The sequence below is a fragment of the Photorhabdus sp. P32 genome (assembly GCF_038085095.1).
Lineage (GTDB): Bacteria > Pseudomonadota > Gammaproteobacteria > Enterobacterales > Enterobacteriaceae > Photorhabdus > Photorhabdus luminescens.
In genome coordinates this window covers 1-18,523 of record NZ_JAZGJN010000239.1, presented here as the reverse complement: position 1 = coordinate 18,523, position 18,523 = coordinate 1, and the positions used below count along the sequence as shown (strand labels likewise).

Sequence of the window (18,523 nt, the reverse complement as noted above, 5' to 3'; positions counted from 1 at the left end):
CTCCTAGATACTAGGAAATAATATTTCCTAATTCTTCTCAACTGAAAACAAAATAGTACGCTCTGTGTCATTTTGTTTTATATTTATGAAAACATTACCTTTATGCCAATAATCATCTTTATTTTTTAGGAATCCTATATTTTCAATGTAGTTTATTAGTTCTATTTTACGATTTGGATTGACATTAGAAAATACAATTTCATTAATCATTGGTTTTGTTCCATCTGGTGAGTCGTAATAAATAATATAATCACTCGAAATAAATGGCATCCTTTTAATTTCATCAAAAGTAAATATGTTATATTTAATAAAGTCATTTTTCGTATATGAAAAGTTAACATTCACAAATAAAATAGGGATAATTGAAATTACCCCAAAGCAAACCAATATGATGAATGTTCTCTTTAGAAAGTTATTCAATTTCAATGCCAACATCTCTTTCTATACCTATGTTATATCCAGTTATATCTTTAATATGTATTAATATTTGATTTCTATCTATATCAGTTATGGGTGGTATAGTGCTCATAAATTCTGGTAAGGACGAATAATAAGGCCTGGCGTTGTTAGGATATTTTTCAGGATCAGGGAACAGCAAAGGCTTGAACATTTTATTTTTATATTTACCTATAGGGCCATAGTAGTCCCATCGTTTTAATGCGTTACTTTTGTTTACAGGATTAAGCCGAGATAAATAGTCTATTTGATTTATAGCCTGATAAAAACCAAGTAAGTTAGAAACTAAATCTTCACCACTATATCCGCTATCCGTATACCAATTAAAAGGAAAGGAGTCCTGATGAAATTCAAATAAATGGCTTGTATACATCATAATAGTAAGAGCAACTCTTCGCTTATCATGTAAAGACAACCCTCTCCTCACTTTCCATCTTGTCGTTTTAGATGTTCCATATTTCAATCCTAACCCCATATATTGTGAATATCTAATGATAAAATAAGGTTCTGTAGTATCATCTCCTAAATTTATAGCAGCCATTAGCTTTCTGGCATCATCTCCCTTAGCATGACCTACATCTACCCACCCTAACTTTTCGGTATAAACCAATCTTCCTCTTTCTATATCACTTCTCTTACTCATGAAAATTCCTGTAACTTTCTGTAGAATATATACTTTTCAAAAGATTTGGTGGTTATTGAAGCTATCTGACCATTACCCCGTTGCTTAAATTCACTTGTTTGCTGTGAGGTCCTTTCTTAATTAATCTGGTATTTAATATGATGATATGTTTACCCAGCATGCTCGTAAAGTCTATTTTTTTAGAGCTGAGATATAAGGCATGGTTTTGGCAAGTTCTCTAAATTGGGAGGCTGTCATATCAAGTGAGTTTATGACACCTCGTTTAAATGAAAGGAGAGTTAAGGCCATTAAATCAGAATTTAAATAATGAGTTAGGTCCTTAACGTAGTTTTTCTCCCAATTGACCTTCAAATCTTCTTTAACTGATACAAAAAGGGTAAGCAGAAACTGCTTACCCTTTTGTCAGTCATTGTTGGCCAAATTCCGTAGGTTATTTCGCAGTGTATTAGATGACACAACTCGTCCTGATTTTATATCCTTTTCAGCAAAAGAGAGTAGGTATAGCAAGGCTATTTGTTCTTGCTGCATTTCAAATTGAGTAAAATCTTGAACCACATATAGCGGTTCCCCGTTTTGGGCTTGACACATATTTTCCCCCGAATAGAGACCTTTTTGCCTCTATCTACGATGGTACATCATTGGCTGATAAAGGCCAGATATCAGGCAAATATATAGACCGTTGACATGATATCAGTGCTGGTGATTCAGATGTGAAAGTCTTATATCAGTGAATTCCTAGGCATTTAGATGCTCAGTTGTTCTATTGTCTCAATGACCCGACAAACATGCGTTATAGGTGTCTCAAAAAGGAGACATTTAACTTTTTGATTTTAATATATTTTTATTTGCATGATTTTAGGTGTCTTTAATTGGCGACAAAAAATAAATTTCACTCATACCGGAAAATAAGGCGTTTGGTCGCTGAAACGTTACGTTTAATTTTTTGTAAAGTAAAAACAGCTAGTTATGATTAAAATTTTAATATTGGCATAAAATCTGCATTAAACTGGCACAGTTGCTCATTCAACTTCTTATGTCGGCCCACATTTAGGTGGAGAAATGCCACATAAACTATCGAATGATGCCAGAGTAAGGTGCCTACCGTCCAACTCAGTGATATCGCTTTCGAGCCTTATCAAACATCGGGCGACACGTGGAGTGAGGCACCACCTATGCCTGACTGTAGATAAACAACAGGCATAAATCCTCACTGGCGGGATAGTAGCAAAAACTGTTATCCCGCCGTCATCGCTCAGGTGTTTACCTGCCCCTTTGTACTGTTTGCGTCTAAACTGATTTTCAGTCACAGCAGAATTTATCAGCCGATGGGTTTTTCTATCTGCCCTTTGTCGGTTAGCATTGGTGTACTGACAGGTTACGAGATGATTTCCTTGAAAAAATGGCGTTTATTTCCGCGCTCATTGCGCCAATTAGTTGTCATGGCCTTCTGGCTGGTGTTATTGCCGCTGTTGGTTTTGGCTTATCAGGCTTATCAAAGTCTTGATCAACTTAGTGAGCAAGCGGCTGATATAAACCGTACCACGCTAGCGGATGCCCGCCGCAGTGAGGCTATGACAGGTATTGCGTTGGAGATGGAGCGTAGCTACCGCCAATATTGTGTGTTAGGGGATAAGACGCTGGAAAACCTCTACCAAAGGCAATATCAGCAATACCTTAAGATGCTGAAAGATCAGATGGCGATACTTGATGATCAAAAATATATTAAGACGCTTAACAGTTTATTGTCGCAATTGACAAAGATTGCTTGTCTTAATAGTGAACCTACCCAACCTGCCGCTCAATTACTTGAGCAATTCTCCAATGCTAATAGCCAGATGGTACAGGCTACCCGTGATATTATTTTCAGCCGGGGAGAACAGCTACAGAGAGATATTGCTGAAAAAGGGCAATTTTTTGGCTGGCAGAGTCTTATTTTATTTCTACTGAGTGCGTTATTGGTCGCGTTATTTACCCGCATGATTATTGGACCGGTTAAAGGGATTGAGCGCATGATTAACCGATTGGGAGAAGGACAATCATTGGGCGTGCGTATAGATTCTTTTAAGGGGCCGCGAGAACTCCGTTCTTTAGCACAGCGGATTATCTGGCTTAGTGAACGTTTAGCCTGGCTGGAATCACAGCGCCATGAGTTTTTACGTCATATTTCCCATGAACTAAAAACACCGCTGGCAAGTATGCGAGAAGGAACAGAATTACTGGCTGATGAAGTGGCAGGGCCATTAACGGCCGATCAGCAAGAAGTGGTTGCTATTCTTGATAATAGTAGTAAACATTTACAGCAATTGATCGAGCAATTATTGGATTATAACCGTAAACTGGCGGATGGCCCGACGGAACAACAGCAGATTTCTCTGCGGGAAATTGTTAATGAAGTGGTTTTATCGCACAGCTTACCTGCGAGATCGAAGAATATTCGGACGGAAACTCAGCTTGATGCTGATATTTTATGGGCAGAGCCTACGCTATTAATGCGGGTTATCGATAATCTCTACTCTAATGCGGTGCACTATGGCGCCGAATCCGGTAACATCTGGGTTTCAAGTCGTCAGGTTGGCAAATATGTTCAGATTAATGTTGCTAATACAGGTACGCCAATTCCTGAATCGGAACGCAGTATGATTTTTGAACCGTTCTATCAGGGAACGCTCCAGCGTAAAGGCGCTGTGAAAGGCAGCGGTCTTGGGCTAAGTATTGCGCAGGATTGTATTAAGCGTATGGGGGGCGAACTGATATTAATTCAGAGCGAATTTGCTGACGTATGTTTTCGTATTAAATTGCCATTAGCTGCTGAGAATGAATAAATAATGCATAACAGGTCTACTTACCGTTTTGTACAAAAGACGGATCGGCAGAATATTGCAGTACAACTTGGGAAAAACGTGTTGGTTGCCAGATTGTTATTACCACGAGTTTCAGTTTGGGGTTTTAGCATGATGCTGCTGATCTTCGTCGCTTTTTTATTGGCGGGTTGCGTCAAAAATCCGGTTAATAATAATTTAACGGCAGTGACGCAAATGGTAATACCAGAGCAACGGATAACGGATTACCGCATTGCAGAGTGTGAGTTAATGTGGGATTTAGAGACGTCGTCGTCGATTGAGAATGCGCTTTACTGGTTGCGATTGATGAGCTGTTCAGATCGCCTGACATCAGCGAAAGCACGTAATATGGCGAAATACATGCTTCCGGCTACTTGGGATATGGCGTTTAAACAAAGTATCTTACTTAACAGTGCCGGGCCTACGCTGTCTGAGCGTCGGAAAATAGTTGAAAATCTCAACAAATACCGGTTGAAATTCCCAGATTCATTGCGGTCGTTGTTACAGTTATGGCGCGAACAGCAGGTTCAGCAAATTGCCGTGGCTGAGGAGCGAGCAAGATTCCAAAAATTACAGGCAGATACGGATAATAAACTTGATCGTCTGCGTGAAAGTCGCGCACGGTTGGAATTTGAGCTACAAGAAACTTCGCGTAAACTGGAAAACCTGACGGATATTGAGCGTCAGCTCTCTTCCCGTAAGCAAAATCAGGGAAGTACTGGATCAGGCAATTCAGATAAACATGCTGAAACGCCAGCGACGACATTACCTAACCCTAACAAAAACAGTACGCCAAACAATACCTCTGAATCAGATAAAGGAGCAGCACCATGACAGCGCGTAAGCCAGCCCATCTTCTTCTGGTTGATGACGATCCTGGTTTGTTGAAATTGTTGGGAATGCGTCTTACCAGTGAAGGTTTTCGTGTCACAACCGCAGAAAGTGGCGGTGAAGCGTTGAAACTGTTAACTAAAGAAAAAATCGATTTGGTGATCAGCGACCTGCGTATGGATGAAATGGATGGTATGGCGCTGTTCGCTGAAATCCAGAAGCAACAACCGGGCATGCCGGTTATTATTCTGACGGCTCATGGCTCAATTCCAGAGGCCGTGGCGGCCACTCAACAGGGGGTCTTTAGTTTTCTGACTAAACCGGTTGATCGGGATGCGCTTTATAAAGCGATTGATGGCGCGTTGGCGTTAACCACGCCCGCCAGTGATGAACAGTGGCGGGAGCAGATAGTTACCCGCAGTCCTGTTATGTTGCGTTTGTTGGAGCAGGCGCGAATGGTCGCGCAATCTGATGTAAGCGTGCTGATCAACGGTCAGAGTGGTACCGGGAAGGAAGTGTTAGCCCAGGCAATTCACCGCGCCAGCCCTCGGGCGAAAAAACCATTTATCGCGATTAACTGTGGTGCTTTGCCGGAACAACTCCTTGAGTCAGAACTGTTTGGTCATGCCAAAGGGGCATTTACCGGCGCGGTCAGTAGCCGTGAAGGGCTGTTTCTTACTGCACAAGGGGGAACGCTGTTTCTTGATGAAATCGGCGATATGCCGCTGGCTTTGCAGGTTAAATTATTGCGGGTATTGCAGGAACGTAAAATACGCCCGCTCGGAAGTAATCGCGATCTGGATATCGATGTACGGATTATTTCCGCGACTCACCGTGATTTACCGAAGGCAATGGCAAAAAATGAGTTTCGCGAAGATCTCTATTACCGCCTAAATGTGGTGAACTTGAAAATCCCTGCTTTGAATGGCCGGGTTGAAGATATTCCTTTATTAGCAAATCATCTGTTGCGTGAATCAGCGAAGCGCCATAAACCTTTTGTCCGTAGTTTCTCCGTTGATGCCATGAAATGCCTGATGGCGGCAAGTTGGCCTGGCAATGTGCGTCAGCTTGTTAATGTGATTGAACAGTGTGTTGCGCTCACTACCGCGCCGGTTATTAGTGAAGCTTTGGTCATGCAGGCGCTGGAAGGGGAAAATACAGCGTTACCCACGTTTGTAGAAGCCAGAAATCAGTTTGAACTGAATTATCTGCGTAAATTACTGCAAATGACCAAAGGGAATGTGACTCATGCGGCGCGTATGGCGGGACGTAACCGGACTGAATTCTACAAATTACTGGCGCGCCATGAATTGGATGCGAATGATTTTAAAGAATAACTTTTCTGCTGCTCAGGAAGTTTTTACACTGGTATAAAGATTAGTGGTTTGGGAGAGCCAAATTTTATGAGCCGTACTCTTAATATTGTCCTTGCACAGCTTAATTGGATGATTGGCGACATTGAAGGCAACTGTGAACGTATGTTGCAGACAGTACAGGAACAACAGCAACAAGGCGCTGATTTGGTGATGTTTTCTGAACTGGCGATATCCGGTTATTCTCCAGAAGATCTATTATTCCGGGCTGATTTTCATCAGCGTTGCCGTGAGCAATTAGCGCGTTTACAGGCGGCCAGTTGTCAAACGGCTATTTTAGTTGGTCATCCTTGGGAGCAGGACGGAGAGATTTACAACGCGCTTTCCTTATTCTGGCAAGGGAAAATTTTGGCCCGTTATTTCAAACAACGGTTGCCAAATTATGGCGTTTTTGATGAAAAACGCTATTTTAAAGCGGGCGATCAAAGCTGTGTTGTGCCATTTAAGGGCTATAATCTCGGCTTATTGATTTGTGAGGATTTATGGTTTGATGAACCGATTGATGCCTTAAAACAGGCGGGTGCAGACTTAATTCTTTCTATCAATGCTTCTCCATATAATCGTGAAAAACCTTATATTCGTTATGAACTGATTAAAGAACATTGCCAACGTACAGATTTACCCATGATTTATCTTAATCAGGTTGGTGGTCAGGATGAGTTGATTTTCGATGGTTGTTCTAAAGTTTTTAATACAAATGGTGAAGTGACTCATCGGTTAGCCGCATTTAATGAACAAATCCAACAATGCCGCTTTAATGAATTAACGATTGAACCTATGGTTAATCCGGCGCCTGAATTACCGCCATTGCAACAGGTATATCAGGCATTAGTCCTTTCAGTGCATGATTACGTGCGCAAAAATGGTTTTCAAGGCGTGTTGTTGGGCTTATCCGGGGGGATTGACTCTGGCTTAACATTGGCAATTGCTGTTGATGCATTGGGTAAGGATCATGTTCAGGCCGTTATGATGCCATTCCGCTATACATCTGAAATGAGTATAGAAGATGCTAAAGAACAAGCTGACATGTTGGGCGTTGAGTTTAATGTGGTATCGATCGAACCGATGTTTGATGCATTTATGGCACAATTTGAACCGCTATTTGCGGGTACGGTCAAAGACACCACCGAAGAGAATTTACAGGCGCGTTGCCGTGCCGTTATTCTGATGGCGATGTCTAATAAACGCCATCGTCTGGTGCTGACGACCAGTAATAAGAGTGAATCAGCGGTGGGATATTCCACATTATATGGTGATATGGCGGGTGGTTTTAATGCGCTGAAAGATGTACCGAAAACGTTGGTATTTGAATTAGCAAAATATCGTAATACTGTTTCTCCAGCGATACCTCAAAGAGTCATTGATCGTCCGCCATCGGCGGAATTGGCGCCTGGGCAGCTTGATCAGGACAGTTTACCGCCTTATGACATTCTGGATGATATTTTAGAAGGTTATGTGGAACAGGATAAGTCGGTTGATGAGCTGGCGGCAGCGGGGTTTGATGAGCAGATTGTACGTAAAGTGGTTCGTTTGGTTGATATTAACGAATATAAACGTCGTCAAGCTCCGGTGGGTCCGCGTATTACGCACCGTAATTTTGGTAAAGACAGACGCTACCCGATTACCTCTGGTTTCGGCCGTAAAAATTGGTAACAACAGGAAAACTTCATGAAAAAGATTGATGCGATTATCAAACCTTTCAAGCTGGATGATGTGCGTGAAGCTCTGGCGGAAGTGGGTATCACCGGAATGACGGTAACCGAGGTAAAAGGTTTTGGGCGCCAGAAAGGGCATACTGAGCTGTATCGCGGTGCGGAATATATGGTGGATTTTCTGCCAAAAGTGAAAATCGAAATTGTCGTGCCGGATGATATTGTCGATACTTGTGTTGAAACTATTATGCAGACTGCACAGACCGGAAAAATCGGCGATGGTAAAATATTTGTATTCGACGTGGCGCGTGTTGTGCGTATCCGTACTGGTGAGCAGGACGAAGAGGCGATTTAGTCCAATTTAAATTTTGGGGGTGGTGATAGGCGGATAAAATCTATGGTCACCCTCGATAAAAATCGCCGGAGTTTTCGATAGTTAATCGCTAAAGCAAAATAGGATATTGGCATATAGAATTAAGATATTGGCTAATTATAGAAAATATTGAGCATGCAGTAAAAACCCTGTCAATATAATATAAAGATTAGATAAATATATTAATCAGCCATAATCAGGGATGTGGTTAATTAAATAATTGTTTAAAGGAATACGAACTGGTTTACTCGCAGCGTAATTATGTTGCATTTACTATGTGAAACCGCCTATGAGGCGGTGGATAATCTGTTATTCCCACATATTTGCCGCTTCTCGTATCAGATGCCATACGGTTGTACCCGGTTCTGAATCTGGAGCATCAAAAGCCATCGCCCCTTGAGCAAAGAAGTACTGTCGACCAGGCAAGCTATCGGTTTGCCAGATCCCGCTGACCAGTGCCGGATGGTTACTTCTCAAAGGGGTTACTTGCAGCGGTCCCCGGTCATAACGGGCATACCAGGCTTGTGTGGAAGTTGAATTAAAATGACCCTCGCCATAGAAATGCAGTGAATCACCTTCTCCCGGAACAAAACGTATCGGACGTATCAGTTGGTTAATGGCAAAATAACTCTCCGGGACACTGCCCGGTAGCGGCGTTAAGTCTGGGTATTGACCGGCGCGGATCATCAGACCGTTGGAGTAAGGGGTAATCACCACATCCGGGTAGAGGTGGCGGGCCAGCGTGTGGCGTATCCATGATTCCCCTCCCAACCGTTCTACAAAGCGTTTGGATAGCAGGGTGATCCAGTTAATGCTTCGGATAGAGTGGGCATAATCATCCAGCGTGGTGTGAACAGTGGAATTGACTTGCAATGAAGGGTAGCGCAGGGCCAGTTGGTACTCTAAGGGAAAATAGTCATGGTAATCTCTGGGTAAGACCAGACAGTAACCACAATCTCCCCAGTCAGGTTCAAGCTGTTCACATAGAAAATTCAGCCAAGCCATAAAGTGAGTCATGCCCTCTTGTTTTTTCAAATAATCCCAAGGCAGCACCAGACTTAGGTAAGAGCTACTGTCGTCACCATCATCTTCATCGGAATCCAGATAATGCATCAGATAGCGAGGGGCTTCATAGAGATTTCTAGCGTCACTAACATCCCAACTAGAGGGCTGGTTTTTTTTCTGATTAAGAATGCCTTCTTCGACTTTCACAATATTTTCCGGTGAATATTTTTTTAGCCCCTTTAATTCATGAGTATGAAAACGCAGGTGAGTACCAAACTCCTCGCGAAAACGGCGATAGCAGGCCAGAATGCGTTGCTTTTTCTCTTGAGTGTAGCCCTGTTTAAAAAACAGGGTAATCGAGAGACCCAGGCGGGAAACAGTCAGCCCATCGGCATTGAGAAAAAGAAAAGAGGTCAGTTGTGATCTCAACTGGGTAAAGTAATCTGAAGTGTCCATATTCTCTCCGTTAATTATGAAGCGGTGGCGAATGTCATACTTGCCAATATTGTCAGGACAGCATCTAATGCTGCGGTGCTCACTGCGGCGGCGGCAGCTAAAATTTCCACCAGTGCAATCAGCGCGGCAGCGACAGCAACGGTGACCAGGATAACAACGGCAACTTCGGCAATGATCACAACTAGTTCCAGCATTCCTTCACCCACCTCTTTTAATATTTGCATCCAGCTAATGTTTTTTAGCTCTTCCAGGGTGATATCTGAGCCCTGTTGTACCGTCTGCCACTGGGCTTTTATCTCACTCTCCGTCCAGGTCACGATTTTCCCCGTTTGTTCACTGACCCAGGAAAACGCGTAGCTGACTTGATGAGTGATCGGATCAATAATCTCTTCACACACCCACTTGCCGGCTTGATTGAACCAAGTACCAAACTGGGCAAGGAGTTCGCGGGTACTGTTACGGATATAATCTAGTCCCTGTTCTGTCAGGCCAGCTACTTCCTGTCCGAGGATAACCCAGTCTTCATAGCTGGGTAAAAAAGACCAAGGAGAGGTGCTGAGAAGCGGTGGATTTTTTGTCAGGGGTTGCGGAATGGTTCCCGGCACGCCTTCTGCGGGAGGGATGGGTAAAGTTTCATCAGGCGGTGAACCGGGCGGCAGCGGGGCCAGTGGTATCGGATTTTTATAGTGTTGGGAACCGGGTTGATAATGTTTTCGCCACGCTTCATCGTACTGTTTTTGCTCTTCTGTGCGGCTATCGTCGACACGCATCACCCCAAAGTGGTCACGGGTAGCAATCCGGATATAATCTGTTTCTTGTCCTTTACTGAGGGAGTCCCCCGGAAATTTCACCTCAATCAGCATTTTCAGATTATTGGGATGCACAGAACCATCGAAATAGGTGGCATTTCTGCCCGGCCAGCGCAGAGATTCATCTTTAACCAAAATAATATCGGGGCGGCGAATACGCTTAATGCCAAATTTCTCCACATCGTCGGCAGAAGGCCGGGCAAATGGGTTACTGGATTGCGGTAAATTATCGCCATAACGTTGTTTAGAGGCTTGACTGGTCGCTAGCATAGGCAGAGGAACATCTTTCTTCCCTCTGATAGCAAACACCACTTCTGCTTTATAGGGCCACAGGAAGTCATGTTTGAGTTCTTCAACCTTAATCAACCCACTCATAATGACTTGATTAAGAAAGCGAATAGCGCCCAGCTTAGTGATAATCATTGCGGGCATACGCAGGGCATATTCGGCTTTTCTCGCCAGATAACAGGGATCTTCATCGGCGGGAAAGATGCCTATTTCCATCGTGCAATTAATTGAGGTTACGGCCGGGCACATCTTACCGCTGTTGGATATTGCCATACTTATTTCTCCATAAATTACATATTTTTCATACCTGACTTACGCCTGTCTTATTTGTGATCAAATATTAATATGAATTTATATTTTGATCTGATGGATATCAAGGTTAATAGTTTTAATATGTGTAATTTTTTGTTAAAAAGAGTTAATGGTGTAAATGTATGAGATATTCAAGTAACTTAATTAACCTGAGTTCAATTTCTTATCCAGAATTCAGGTTATTTACCAATGGAAAAACGAGGGAGAACTTTAATGTCAAAAGTAGTTATTCTGTTGGGAGATACGACAGAACATGGCGGTAAAGTTATTACCGCCATTGATAAATAAACGCCATAAAGTCATCTAAAATAGTAATGAATTGGTTTTTTCAGCCACATTAAATACATTCAATACACATGAATATTAGAGCCTTTAAATATAGTTTTTGTTTAATTCACTATATTGGCTATTATCACCGTATAATATTTTTAATATTAAGCTGGAAATTTAAATCACTTTATGTGGACCAAAGCATTCATAGTGAATAAATTGTTGATCAATTTCCATATCCAATAACTGTTTCGCTACATATTGCATAAAGGGAACTGGACCACAGAAATAGAAATGCATTCCTTCTGTTTTCAATGTTTCATTTAGAACTGTCAGATCCATAAAACCTTGGTGTTGATAATGAATACCTTGTTGATCTTCATCCCTTGGTTCGCGGTACCAAATTGTGCTAGCAAAATTTGGCATTGTTTGCGCTATTGTTGCGACTTCATCGCTAAACGCGTGATGGCCGCCATGTTCCGCCGCATGTAACCAGTTAATCTGGCTATTGTGATTTTGCTGGTGGAGGTGATGCAACATACTCATCATGGGAGTCAGGCCAACACCGGCAGAAATCAATGTAACCGGCGTTTCTGGTTTAATATCAAGGAAAAAATCACCGCGTGGGGCGGCTAGCCAGACGGTATCGCCTTCTTGCATCTTATCGTGCATATGGTTGGAAACAGTTCCTTGCGGCTCACGTTTAATTGCAATCTGGTAGCTGGAACCGTTTGGCGCCGCCGTCAATGAATACTGGCGAATTTCTCGGTTAGCAAAACTATCATCTTCCAGATAAATGCTCAGATACTGACCAGGTTTGTAATCCATCACTTTCCCGTCATCTCGTGGTACAAATTCAAAGCTGCAAATGACATCGCTTTTTAGCTCTTTCCTGCTGATACGGAATGGACGCAGACCACGCCAACCGCCATCGGTTGATTCGCCGCTATGATAGATTTGCTCTTCGCGATTGATAAAAACATCAGCGAGTACGCCATAAGCTTTTCCCCAGGCATCCAGAATTTCATTTCCCGGCTGGAACATTTCATCCAACGTTGCCAACAGATGAGTACCGACAATCTGATAATGCTTTGGTTGAATATTCAGACTAGCGTGTTTATGAGCGATTTTTTCCACTGCCGGCAGTAGCATCTCTAAGTTATCAATATTGGCTGCATAGGCGCAGATCGCATTGAACAAGGCTTCACGTTGATCGCCATTAAGTTGATGGCTCATATTAAAAATATTTTTCAACTCAGGATTATGTTTAAACATCCGCTCATAGAAGTGTGCTGTCAGTTTTGAACCAGTGGCAGAAAGTAGGGGAATAGTTGATTTGACAGTTGCAATAGTTTGGCTATCCAGCATGGTGAAGCTCCTGAATTTCTTTCAAGTGGGTAATGAAAGTTATAACATGTATTTTAAATACAATTTATACCCTTTTTGGGGCTTTGTAAATATAGAAGGCGGTCTTTATGGTGAGAAAAACATGCCTAAAAGATATTTACCCTAAGTAATTGTTTATTTTAGGTCATAAATTCCGACGAAGAGGAAAAATACAGCGCAATTTTCATTACGTTATTTAGCGCAGATACCTTGCTTGCAATAGATATGCAATCGTTTGCGTAAAATATTTTGTCAAGACTATCTCATTCGGTGAAAAGGGTTTACACTGTGTGCCATTCGGCCCCTTGGGGTGTTTTTGAAGAGAAGTTAGCTGAGTCAGGAGAACCCAATGTTAAAGCGTGAAATGAATATTGCTAGTTATGATCCCGAACTATGGCAGGCGATGGAGCAGGAAGTTGTTCGTCAGGAAGAACATATCGAATTAATTGCTTCTGAAAACTATACCAGCCCAAGAGTTATGCAGGCACAGGGCTCTCAACTCACTAACAAATATGCTGAAGGTTATCCGGGTAAGCGCTACTACGGCGGTTGTGAATATGTCGATGTTGTTGAACAATTAGCTATCGATCGTGCTAAGGCGCTGTTTGGCGCTGATTATGCCAACGTTCAGCCACACTCTGGTTCTCAGGCGAATGCGGCAGTTTATATGACTTTATTGCAACCGGGCGATACGGTTCTGGGGATGAATTTGGCGCATGGCGGTCATTTGACTCACGGCTCTCCAGTTAACTTCTCTGGTAAGCTATATAACGTTGTGCCTTACGGCATCGATGAAAGCGGTAAAATCGATTATGACGATATCGCGGCACAAGCTCAGAAACACCAGCCAAAAATGATTATCGGTGGTTTCTCGGCTTACTCCGGTGTGGTTGACTGGGCAAAAATGCGTGAAATTGCAGACAGCATTGGTGCTTATCTGTTCGTTGATATGGCGCATGTTGCTGGTTTGATCGCCGCAGGCGTGTACCCGAACCCGGTTCCTCATGCTCACATCGTCACTACCACGACGCATAAGACACTGGCCGGTCCACGTGGTGGTTTGATCCTGGCGAAAGGCGGCGACGAAGAGCTGTACAAAAAGCTCAATTCTTCTGTGTTCCCTGGTTGTCAGGGTGGGCCGTTGATGCATGTTATTGCAGGTAAAGCGGTGGCATTGAAAGAAGCAATGGAACCAGAATTCAAAGCGTATCAACATCAAGTTGCTGATAACGCGAAAGCTATGGTTGAAGTGTTTTTGGCGCGTGGTTACAAAGTGGTATCTGGTGGTACAGAAAATCACCTGTTCCTGTTGGATTTGGTTGATAAAAATATCACTGGTAAAGATGCTGATGCTGCGTTGGGTCGTGCAAATATCACGGTAAACAAAAATAGCGTGCCTAATGATCCGAAGAGCCCGTTTGTGACTTCTGGTGTGCGTATTGGTACACCTGCGATTACCCGTCGTGGTTTTAAGCAAGCTGAAGCACGTGAATTGGCTGGCTGGATGTGTGATGTATTGGACAACATCAATGATGAAGCGACCATTGAAGCCATTAAGCAGAAAGTTTTGACTATTTGCGCAAAATATCCGGTTTACGCATAAATTAAAATTTTAATAAGTCATTATATACCCAATGGATTTCAAGATGCATCGCGACGGCAAGGGAGCGAATCCCCGGGAGCATAGGGAACTATGTGACCGGGGTGAGTGAGCGCAGCCAACAAAGAGGCAACTTGAAAGATGACGGGTATAAAACCTGCTCCGGCTAACATTGTTTGCTTAAGTGAGAAATTGAAGAGTGATGTGTGGATATTCCCTTGGGGAATATCCATTTCAAGATAACTCTCAATATCTAATTTCTTGAGCTACCTAAGTTAGTTAAGGGCGGGTTTTTTGCATTTTTTACCAGGGGGACTAATGGTTATTCGATCGACGCGCTGGCTGGCGTTAGATTACTTCACATATTTCTTTTCTTACGGGATATTTTTACCTTTCTGGGCAACCTGGCTCCAGGGTGAAGGTATAGAGCACGATATGATCGGGGTTATATTAGGTGTAGGCTTAATTTCCCGTTTTTTAGGCAGTTTATTGATTGCGCCTACAGTTAAAGATCCCGCAAAACTTATTTCTGCACTGCGTATATCAGCATTGATAACCTTTATTTTCGTTGTTGGCTTTGCATTAGGAAATCATTGGGCATGGCTCCTGTTCGTTATGATTGGCTTCAACCTATTTTTTTCGCCGATGATGCCATTGAGTGATGCGTTGGCGGGAACATGGCAAAAGCAATTTCCTTTTGATTACGGCAAAATACGGGTTTGGGGTTCAATTGCCTTTATTATCAGTTCAGCATTAACCGGGGAATTAATCTCTGTCTGGGGCCATCGTGCCATCCTCATCACGATATTGTGTAGCGTCTTCTCTACGTTATTGGTGACATTACTTCGGCCCTCTATCATGCCGGTTGGTGAAGCAAAATCCGCTAAAGTGGATGTTGTGTCATTTAAACAGTTGTTGTCTGAAAAATCGGTACGTCGATTCCTGTTATGTGTGGCTTTATTGCAGGGCGCCCACGCGGGATATTACAGTTTCAGCGCAATTTACTGGGGAAACGCGGGTTATTCTGCCTCGGTAGTCGGTTATCTCTGGTCATTGGGCGTAGTGGCTGAAGTGATTATTTTTACTCTGAGTAATAAATTATTTCGACGCTGGAGCGCCCGTAATCTTCTGCTGCTTTCTGGTATTTGTGGTGTTATTCGTTGGGGATTGATGGGAACATTCACCTCATTACCGGTGTTGATTATCGTTCAAATCTTGCATTGTGGTACGTTCACTGTCTGCCATTTGGCGGCAATGCGTTTTATTGGTGCGAGAAAGGAAGGGGAAATTGTGCGTTTGCAAGCAGCTTATTCCGCGTTGGCAATGGGGGGCGGTATCGCTGTCATGACGGTAATTGCCGGATTTATGTATGATTATCTGCACAGTGGCATTTTCTGGATGATGGCTTTGGTTGCTTTTCCTGCTATCTTCTTACGACCACAGGTTAAAGCTCATAATTATTAACAATATAAATTTAGTTTCTTACAATATTTTTGTAAGAAACTAAAGACCTCAATAATATTTTTATGAGATATCATGTCGAATAAATTAACAATAAAAGATATCGCTCGCTTGGCTAATATCAGTAAATCAACAGTCTCGCGGGTATTAAACAATGAAAATAGCGTCAGTCCACAAGTACGTGAAAGAGTTGAAGCGATTATCCAACAAAATAATTTTATTCCATCGAAGTCAGCAAGAGCGATGCGGGTAAAAAGTGACAAAATCATTGCGTTAATTGTGTCGCGTCTGGGATCTTTTTCGGAGAATTTATCGATAAGTACTATGTTACCTCTGTTTTACCGGCATGGTTACGATCCGATTATTATGGAAAGTAATTTTGATCCACTGCTGTTACAGGAACATCTACGTCAGTTGGCATTACGTCATGCAGATGGCATTATTTTGTTCGGTTTTACCGGATTGTCAGAAGAGCTTCTCTGCCCTTGGCGTGACAAAATAGTGGTATTTGCCCGTGAATATACCGGTTTTTCTTCTGTATGTTATGACGATATTGGTGCTGTCCGTTTATTGATGAATGAATTCTATCGGCAGGGGCACAGAAATATCAGTTTTCTCGGCGTAGACGATTGTGATACCACAACAGGTTTGCTTCGCCATCAATCCTATCTGGCTTGCTGTGAACAGAAAGATTTGCGCCCGCTTTCTGTTCAATGTGATTTAAGCTATCAGAGTGGGTTTCAGCATGTTAATAAGGTATTGAGAGAGAAAACAACAGCTTTAATCTGTGCAACCGATAGTTTGGCTTTAGGTGCATATAAATATTTGCAGCAGAATAATCGGGAAGATATACAAATAGGTAGCATTGGTAATACGTCTTTATTGAATTTTTTATACCCTAACACGCTTTCTATTGACTTGGGTTATAGTGAGGCAGGTAAATATGCAGCCGGTCAATTAATCGCGCAAATAAATCGCCAATACGCCAAACAACAAGTAATCATTCCGAGTAAGTTGGCTTAAAAATAAGAAATATTGCTGTCTCAATGTGATCTTCAACCCATTTTTGGGAACGTTCCCATGACAAGCATAAGCAAATGATATTAGGATGAAATTAGTTTACTAAGCATGCTAATTAGTAATTGATATTCACTTATGATGACTGGCTATTATGAAAAACAAAATAAATTCTAAAGATATAGAAAAACTAATTACATTAATCGGTGGTTGTGAAAATATAGCCAGTGTAACTCATTGTATTACCCGATTGAGGTTTGTATTAGTAGAACCAGTTAAAGCCAAGCCAGATGAGATAAAAAATTTACCGATGGTTAAAGGCTGTTTTACCAATGCAGGGCAATTTCAGGTAGTGATAGGCACGAATGTTGGTGATTATTATCAGGTTTTAAATAGTTGTCTTGGTCAATCTGAACTGAATAAAAAAGATAAACAACAGGTTGAAAAGCAAAATATGAAATGGCAAGAGCGCTTCATTTCTAAGTTTGCGGAAATATTTTTTCCTCTCTTACCTGCATTAATTAGCGGCGGGCTTGTTCTAGGTTTCCGTAATATTATTGGTGATATTCCTTTTAGCGAAGGTAAAACTTTAGCTCAAATGTATCCCGTTTGGAAAACGATATATGATTTTTTATGGTTGTTAGGAGAGGCAATATTCTTCTATCTGCCAGTGGGTATTTGTTGGTCGGCGGTTAGGATGATGGGTGGAACACCGATATTAGGCATTATATTGGGAATAACATTGGTTTCGCCGCAATTAATGAACGCTTATCACTTAGGGCAACAAATCCCTGAGTTATGGAATTTTGGCTTGTTCACAATTGGAAAAGTGGGTTATCAGGCGCAGGTTATTCCGTCACTTTTGGCGGGTATTACTTTGGGGTGGATTGAAGTTCAGTTAAAGCGGGTGGTTCCTAGTTATCTCTATTTAGTTATTGTTCCGGTCGTCTCGTTAATATTGGCAACCTTTTTAGCACATAGCCTTATTGGGCCATTTGGTCGGTTACTTGGCGATGGAGTAGCTTGGGTTGTTAAGGCGTTGATGACCGGAAGTTTTGCTCCTGTTGGGGCAGCTTTATTTGGATTCTTTTACGCGCCGTTGGTGATTACCGGTATCCATCAAACTACATTAGCTATAGATATGCAGATGGTTCAAAGTATAGGTGGAACACCGATTTGGCCTATTATTGCATTATCCAATATTGCTCAGGGATCAGCGGTTGTTGGTATTATTTTAGTCAGCAAAAAGCATAATGAACGTGAATTATCCGTACCTGCGGCTATCTCCGCCTATTTAGGGGTCACTGAGCCGGCAATGTACGGTATTAATATTAAATATCGATTCCCTATGCTCTGCGCCATGATTGGTTCTGGTTTAGCCGGGTTGATTTGTGGGTTGAGTGGTGTATTGGCAAACGGTATTGGTGTGGGTGGTCTGCCAGGCATTCTTTCGATTAAACCGCAATTTTGGCTAATTTACGCATTAGCTATGCTTGTCGCCATTATTGTTCCGTTGATTCTCACGACCCTTGTTTATCGAAAGAAAAATATGACCGGTATGTTAGCTGTTGAATAATGCTATTAAATCTTTACAAATAACGGATATAAAAATAGCCAATTGGGTTATTTATACCTAATAGATTTCGAGTTGCAGCGAGGCGGCAAGTGAACGAATCCCCAGGAGCATAGATAACTATGTGACTGGGGTGAGTGAAAGCAGCCAACAAAGCAGCAGCTTGAAAGATGAAGGG

General features: G+C 42.3%; 13 protein-coding genes and 1 pseudogene. 9 read left to right on the top strand and 5 right to left on the bottom strand.

Annotated features, from left to right (window positions below):
• Positions 1-27 precede the first annotated feature (27 nt).
• Complete coding sequence (locus V2H77_RS07780; RefSeq protein WP_341498351.1) at positions 28-435, bottom strand: hypothetical protein; 408 nt, start codon at positions 433-435, stop codon at positions 28-30.
• The gene (locus tag V2H77_RS07775) at positions 413-1,099 is read right to left on the bottom strand and encodes a hypothetical protein (protein ID WP_341498350.1); all 687 of its coding nucleotides are present in this window, start codon (positions 1,097-1,099) and stop codon (positions 413-415) included. The genes V2H77_RS07780 and V2H77_RS07775 overlap by 23 nt, the downstream gene beginning before the upstream one ends.
• A 1,382-nt stretch (positions 1,100-2,481) precedes the next feature.
• Between V2H77_RS07775 and V2H77_RS07770 the strand changes: the two genes are divergently transcribed.
• The 5 genes from V2H77_RS07770 to glnB all read left to right on the top strand — a co-directional run bounded on the left by V2H77_RS07770 (position 2,482) and on the right by glnB (position 8,150).
• On the top strand, positions 2,482-3,921 hold the full coding sequence (locus V2H77_RS07770) for a sensor histidine kinase (RefSeq protein WP_341498358.1): 1,440 nt from the start codon (positions 2,482-2,484) through the stop codon (positions 3,919-3,921).
• 3 nt (positions 3,922-3,924) lie between these two features.
• Positions 3,925-4,773 carry a two-component system QseEF-associated lipoprotein QseG gene (gene qseG, locus V2H77_RS07765; protein WP_341498349.1) on the top strand — a complete coding sequence of 283 codons (849 nt, stop codon included), beginning with the start codon at positions 3,925-3,927 and terminating at the stop codon, positions 4,771-4,773.
• Positions 4,770-6,107, top strand: coding sequence for a two-component system response regulator GlrR (gene glrR, locus V2H77_RS07760; RefSeq protein ID WP_265379983.1), 1,338 nt, complete (start codon positions 4,770-4,772; stop codon positions 6,105-6,107). The genes qseG and glrR overlap by 4 nt, the downstream gene beginning before the upstream one ends.
• A gap of 66 nt (positions 6,108-6,173) precedes the next feature.
• Complete coding sequence (locus V2H77_RS07755; protein ID WP_341498348.1) at positions 6,174-7,796, top strand: NAD+ synthase; 1,623 nt, start codon at positions 6,174-6,176, stop codon at positions 7,794-7,796.
• 15 nt (positions 7,797-7,811) lie between these two features.
• Positions 7,812-8,150, top strand: coding sequence for a nitrogen regulatory protein P-II (gene glnB / locus V2H77_RS07750; RefSeq protein WP_011147501.1), 339 nt, complete (start codon positions 7,812-7,814; stop codon positions 8,148-8,150).
• 327 nt (positions 8,151-8,477) lie between these two features.
• Here the strand turns inward: glnB and V2H77_RS07745 are convergent, their stop codons facing one another.
• The 3 genes and pseudogenes from V2H77_RS07745 to hmpA all read right to left on the bottom strand — a co-directional run.
• Positions 8,478-9,629 carry a type VI immunity family protein gene (locus V2H77_RS07745; RefSeq protein WP_341498347.1) on the bottom strand — a complete coding sequence of 384 codons (1,152 nt, stop codon included), beginning with the start codon at positions 9,627-9,629 and terminating at the stop codon, positions 8,478-8,480.
• 14 nt (positions 9,630-9,643) lie between these two features.
• The gene (locus tag V2H77_RS07740) at positions 9,644-10,999 is read right to left on the bottom strand and encodes a VRR-NUC domain-containing protein (protein WP_341498346.1); all 1,356 of its coding nucleotides are present in this window, start codon (positions 10,997-10,999) and stop codon (positions 9,644-9,646) included.
• Between the two features lie 486 nt (positions 11,000-11,485).
• Positions 11,486-12,679: pseudogene (gene hmpA, locus V2H77_RS07735) on the bottom strand (NO-inducible flavohemoprotein); the annotation flags it as partial.
• 364 nt (positions 12,680-13,043) lie between these two features.
• Here hmpA and glyA point away from each other — a divergent pair.
• The 4 genes from glyA to treB all read left to right on the top strand — a co-directional run bounded on the left by glyA (position 13,044) and on the right by treB (position 18,348).
• Positions 13,044-14,297 carry a serine hydroxymethyltransferase gene (gene glyA, locus V2H77_RS07730; protein WP_265379974.1) on the top strand — a complete coding sequence of 418 codons (1,254 nt, stop codon included), beginning with the start codon at positions 13,044-13,046 and terminating at the stop codon, positions 14,295-14,297.
• A gap of 315 nt (positions 14,298-14,612) precedes the next feature.
• Positions 14,613-15,758 carry a 3-phenylpropionate MFS transporter gene (locus tag V2H77_RS07725; RefSeq protein WP_341498345.1) on the top strand — a complete coding sequence of 382 codons (1,146 nt, stop codon included), beginning with the start codon at positions 14,613-14,615 and terminating at the stop codon, positions 15,756-15,758.
• Between the two features lie 72 nt (positions 15,759-15,830).
• The gene (gene treR / locus V2H77_RS07720) at positions 15,831-16,778 is read left to right on the top strand and encodes a trehalose operon repressor TreR (RefSeq protein ID WP_341498344.1); all 948 of its coding nucleotides are present in this window, start codon (positions 15,831-15,833) and stop codon (positions 16,776-16,778) included.
• A 148-nt stretch (positions 16,779-16,926) separates the two neighbouring features.
• Entirely contained in the window at positions 16,927-18,348 is a 1,422-nt protein-coding gene (gene treB, locus V2H77_RS07715) for a PTS trehalose transporter subunit IIBC (RefSeq protein WP_265379971.1), read from the top strand.
• Positions 18,349-18,523 lie beyond the last annotated feature (175 nt).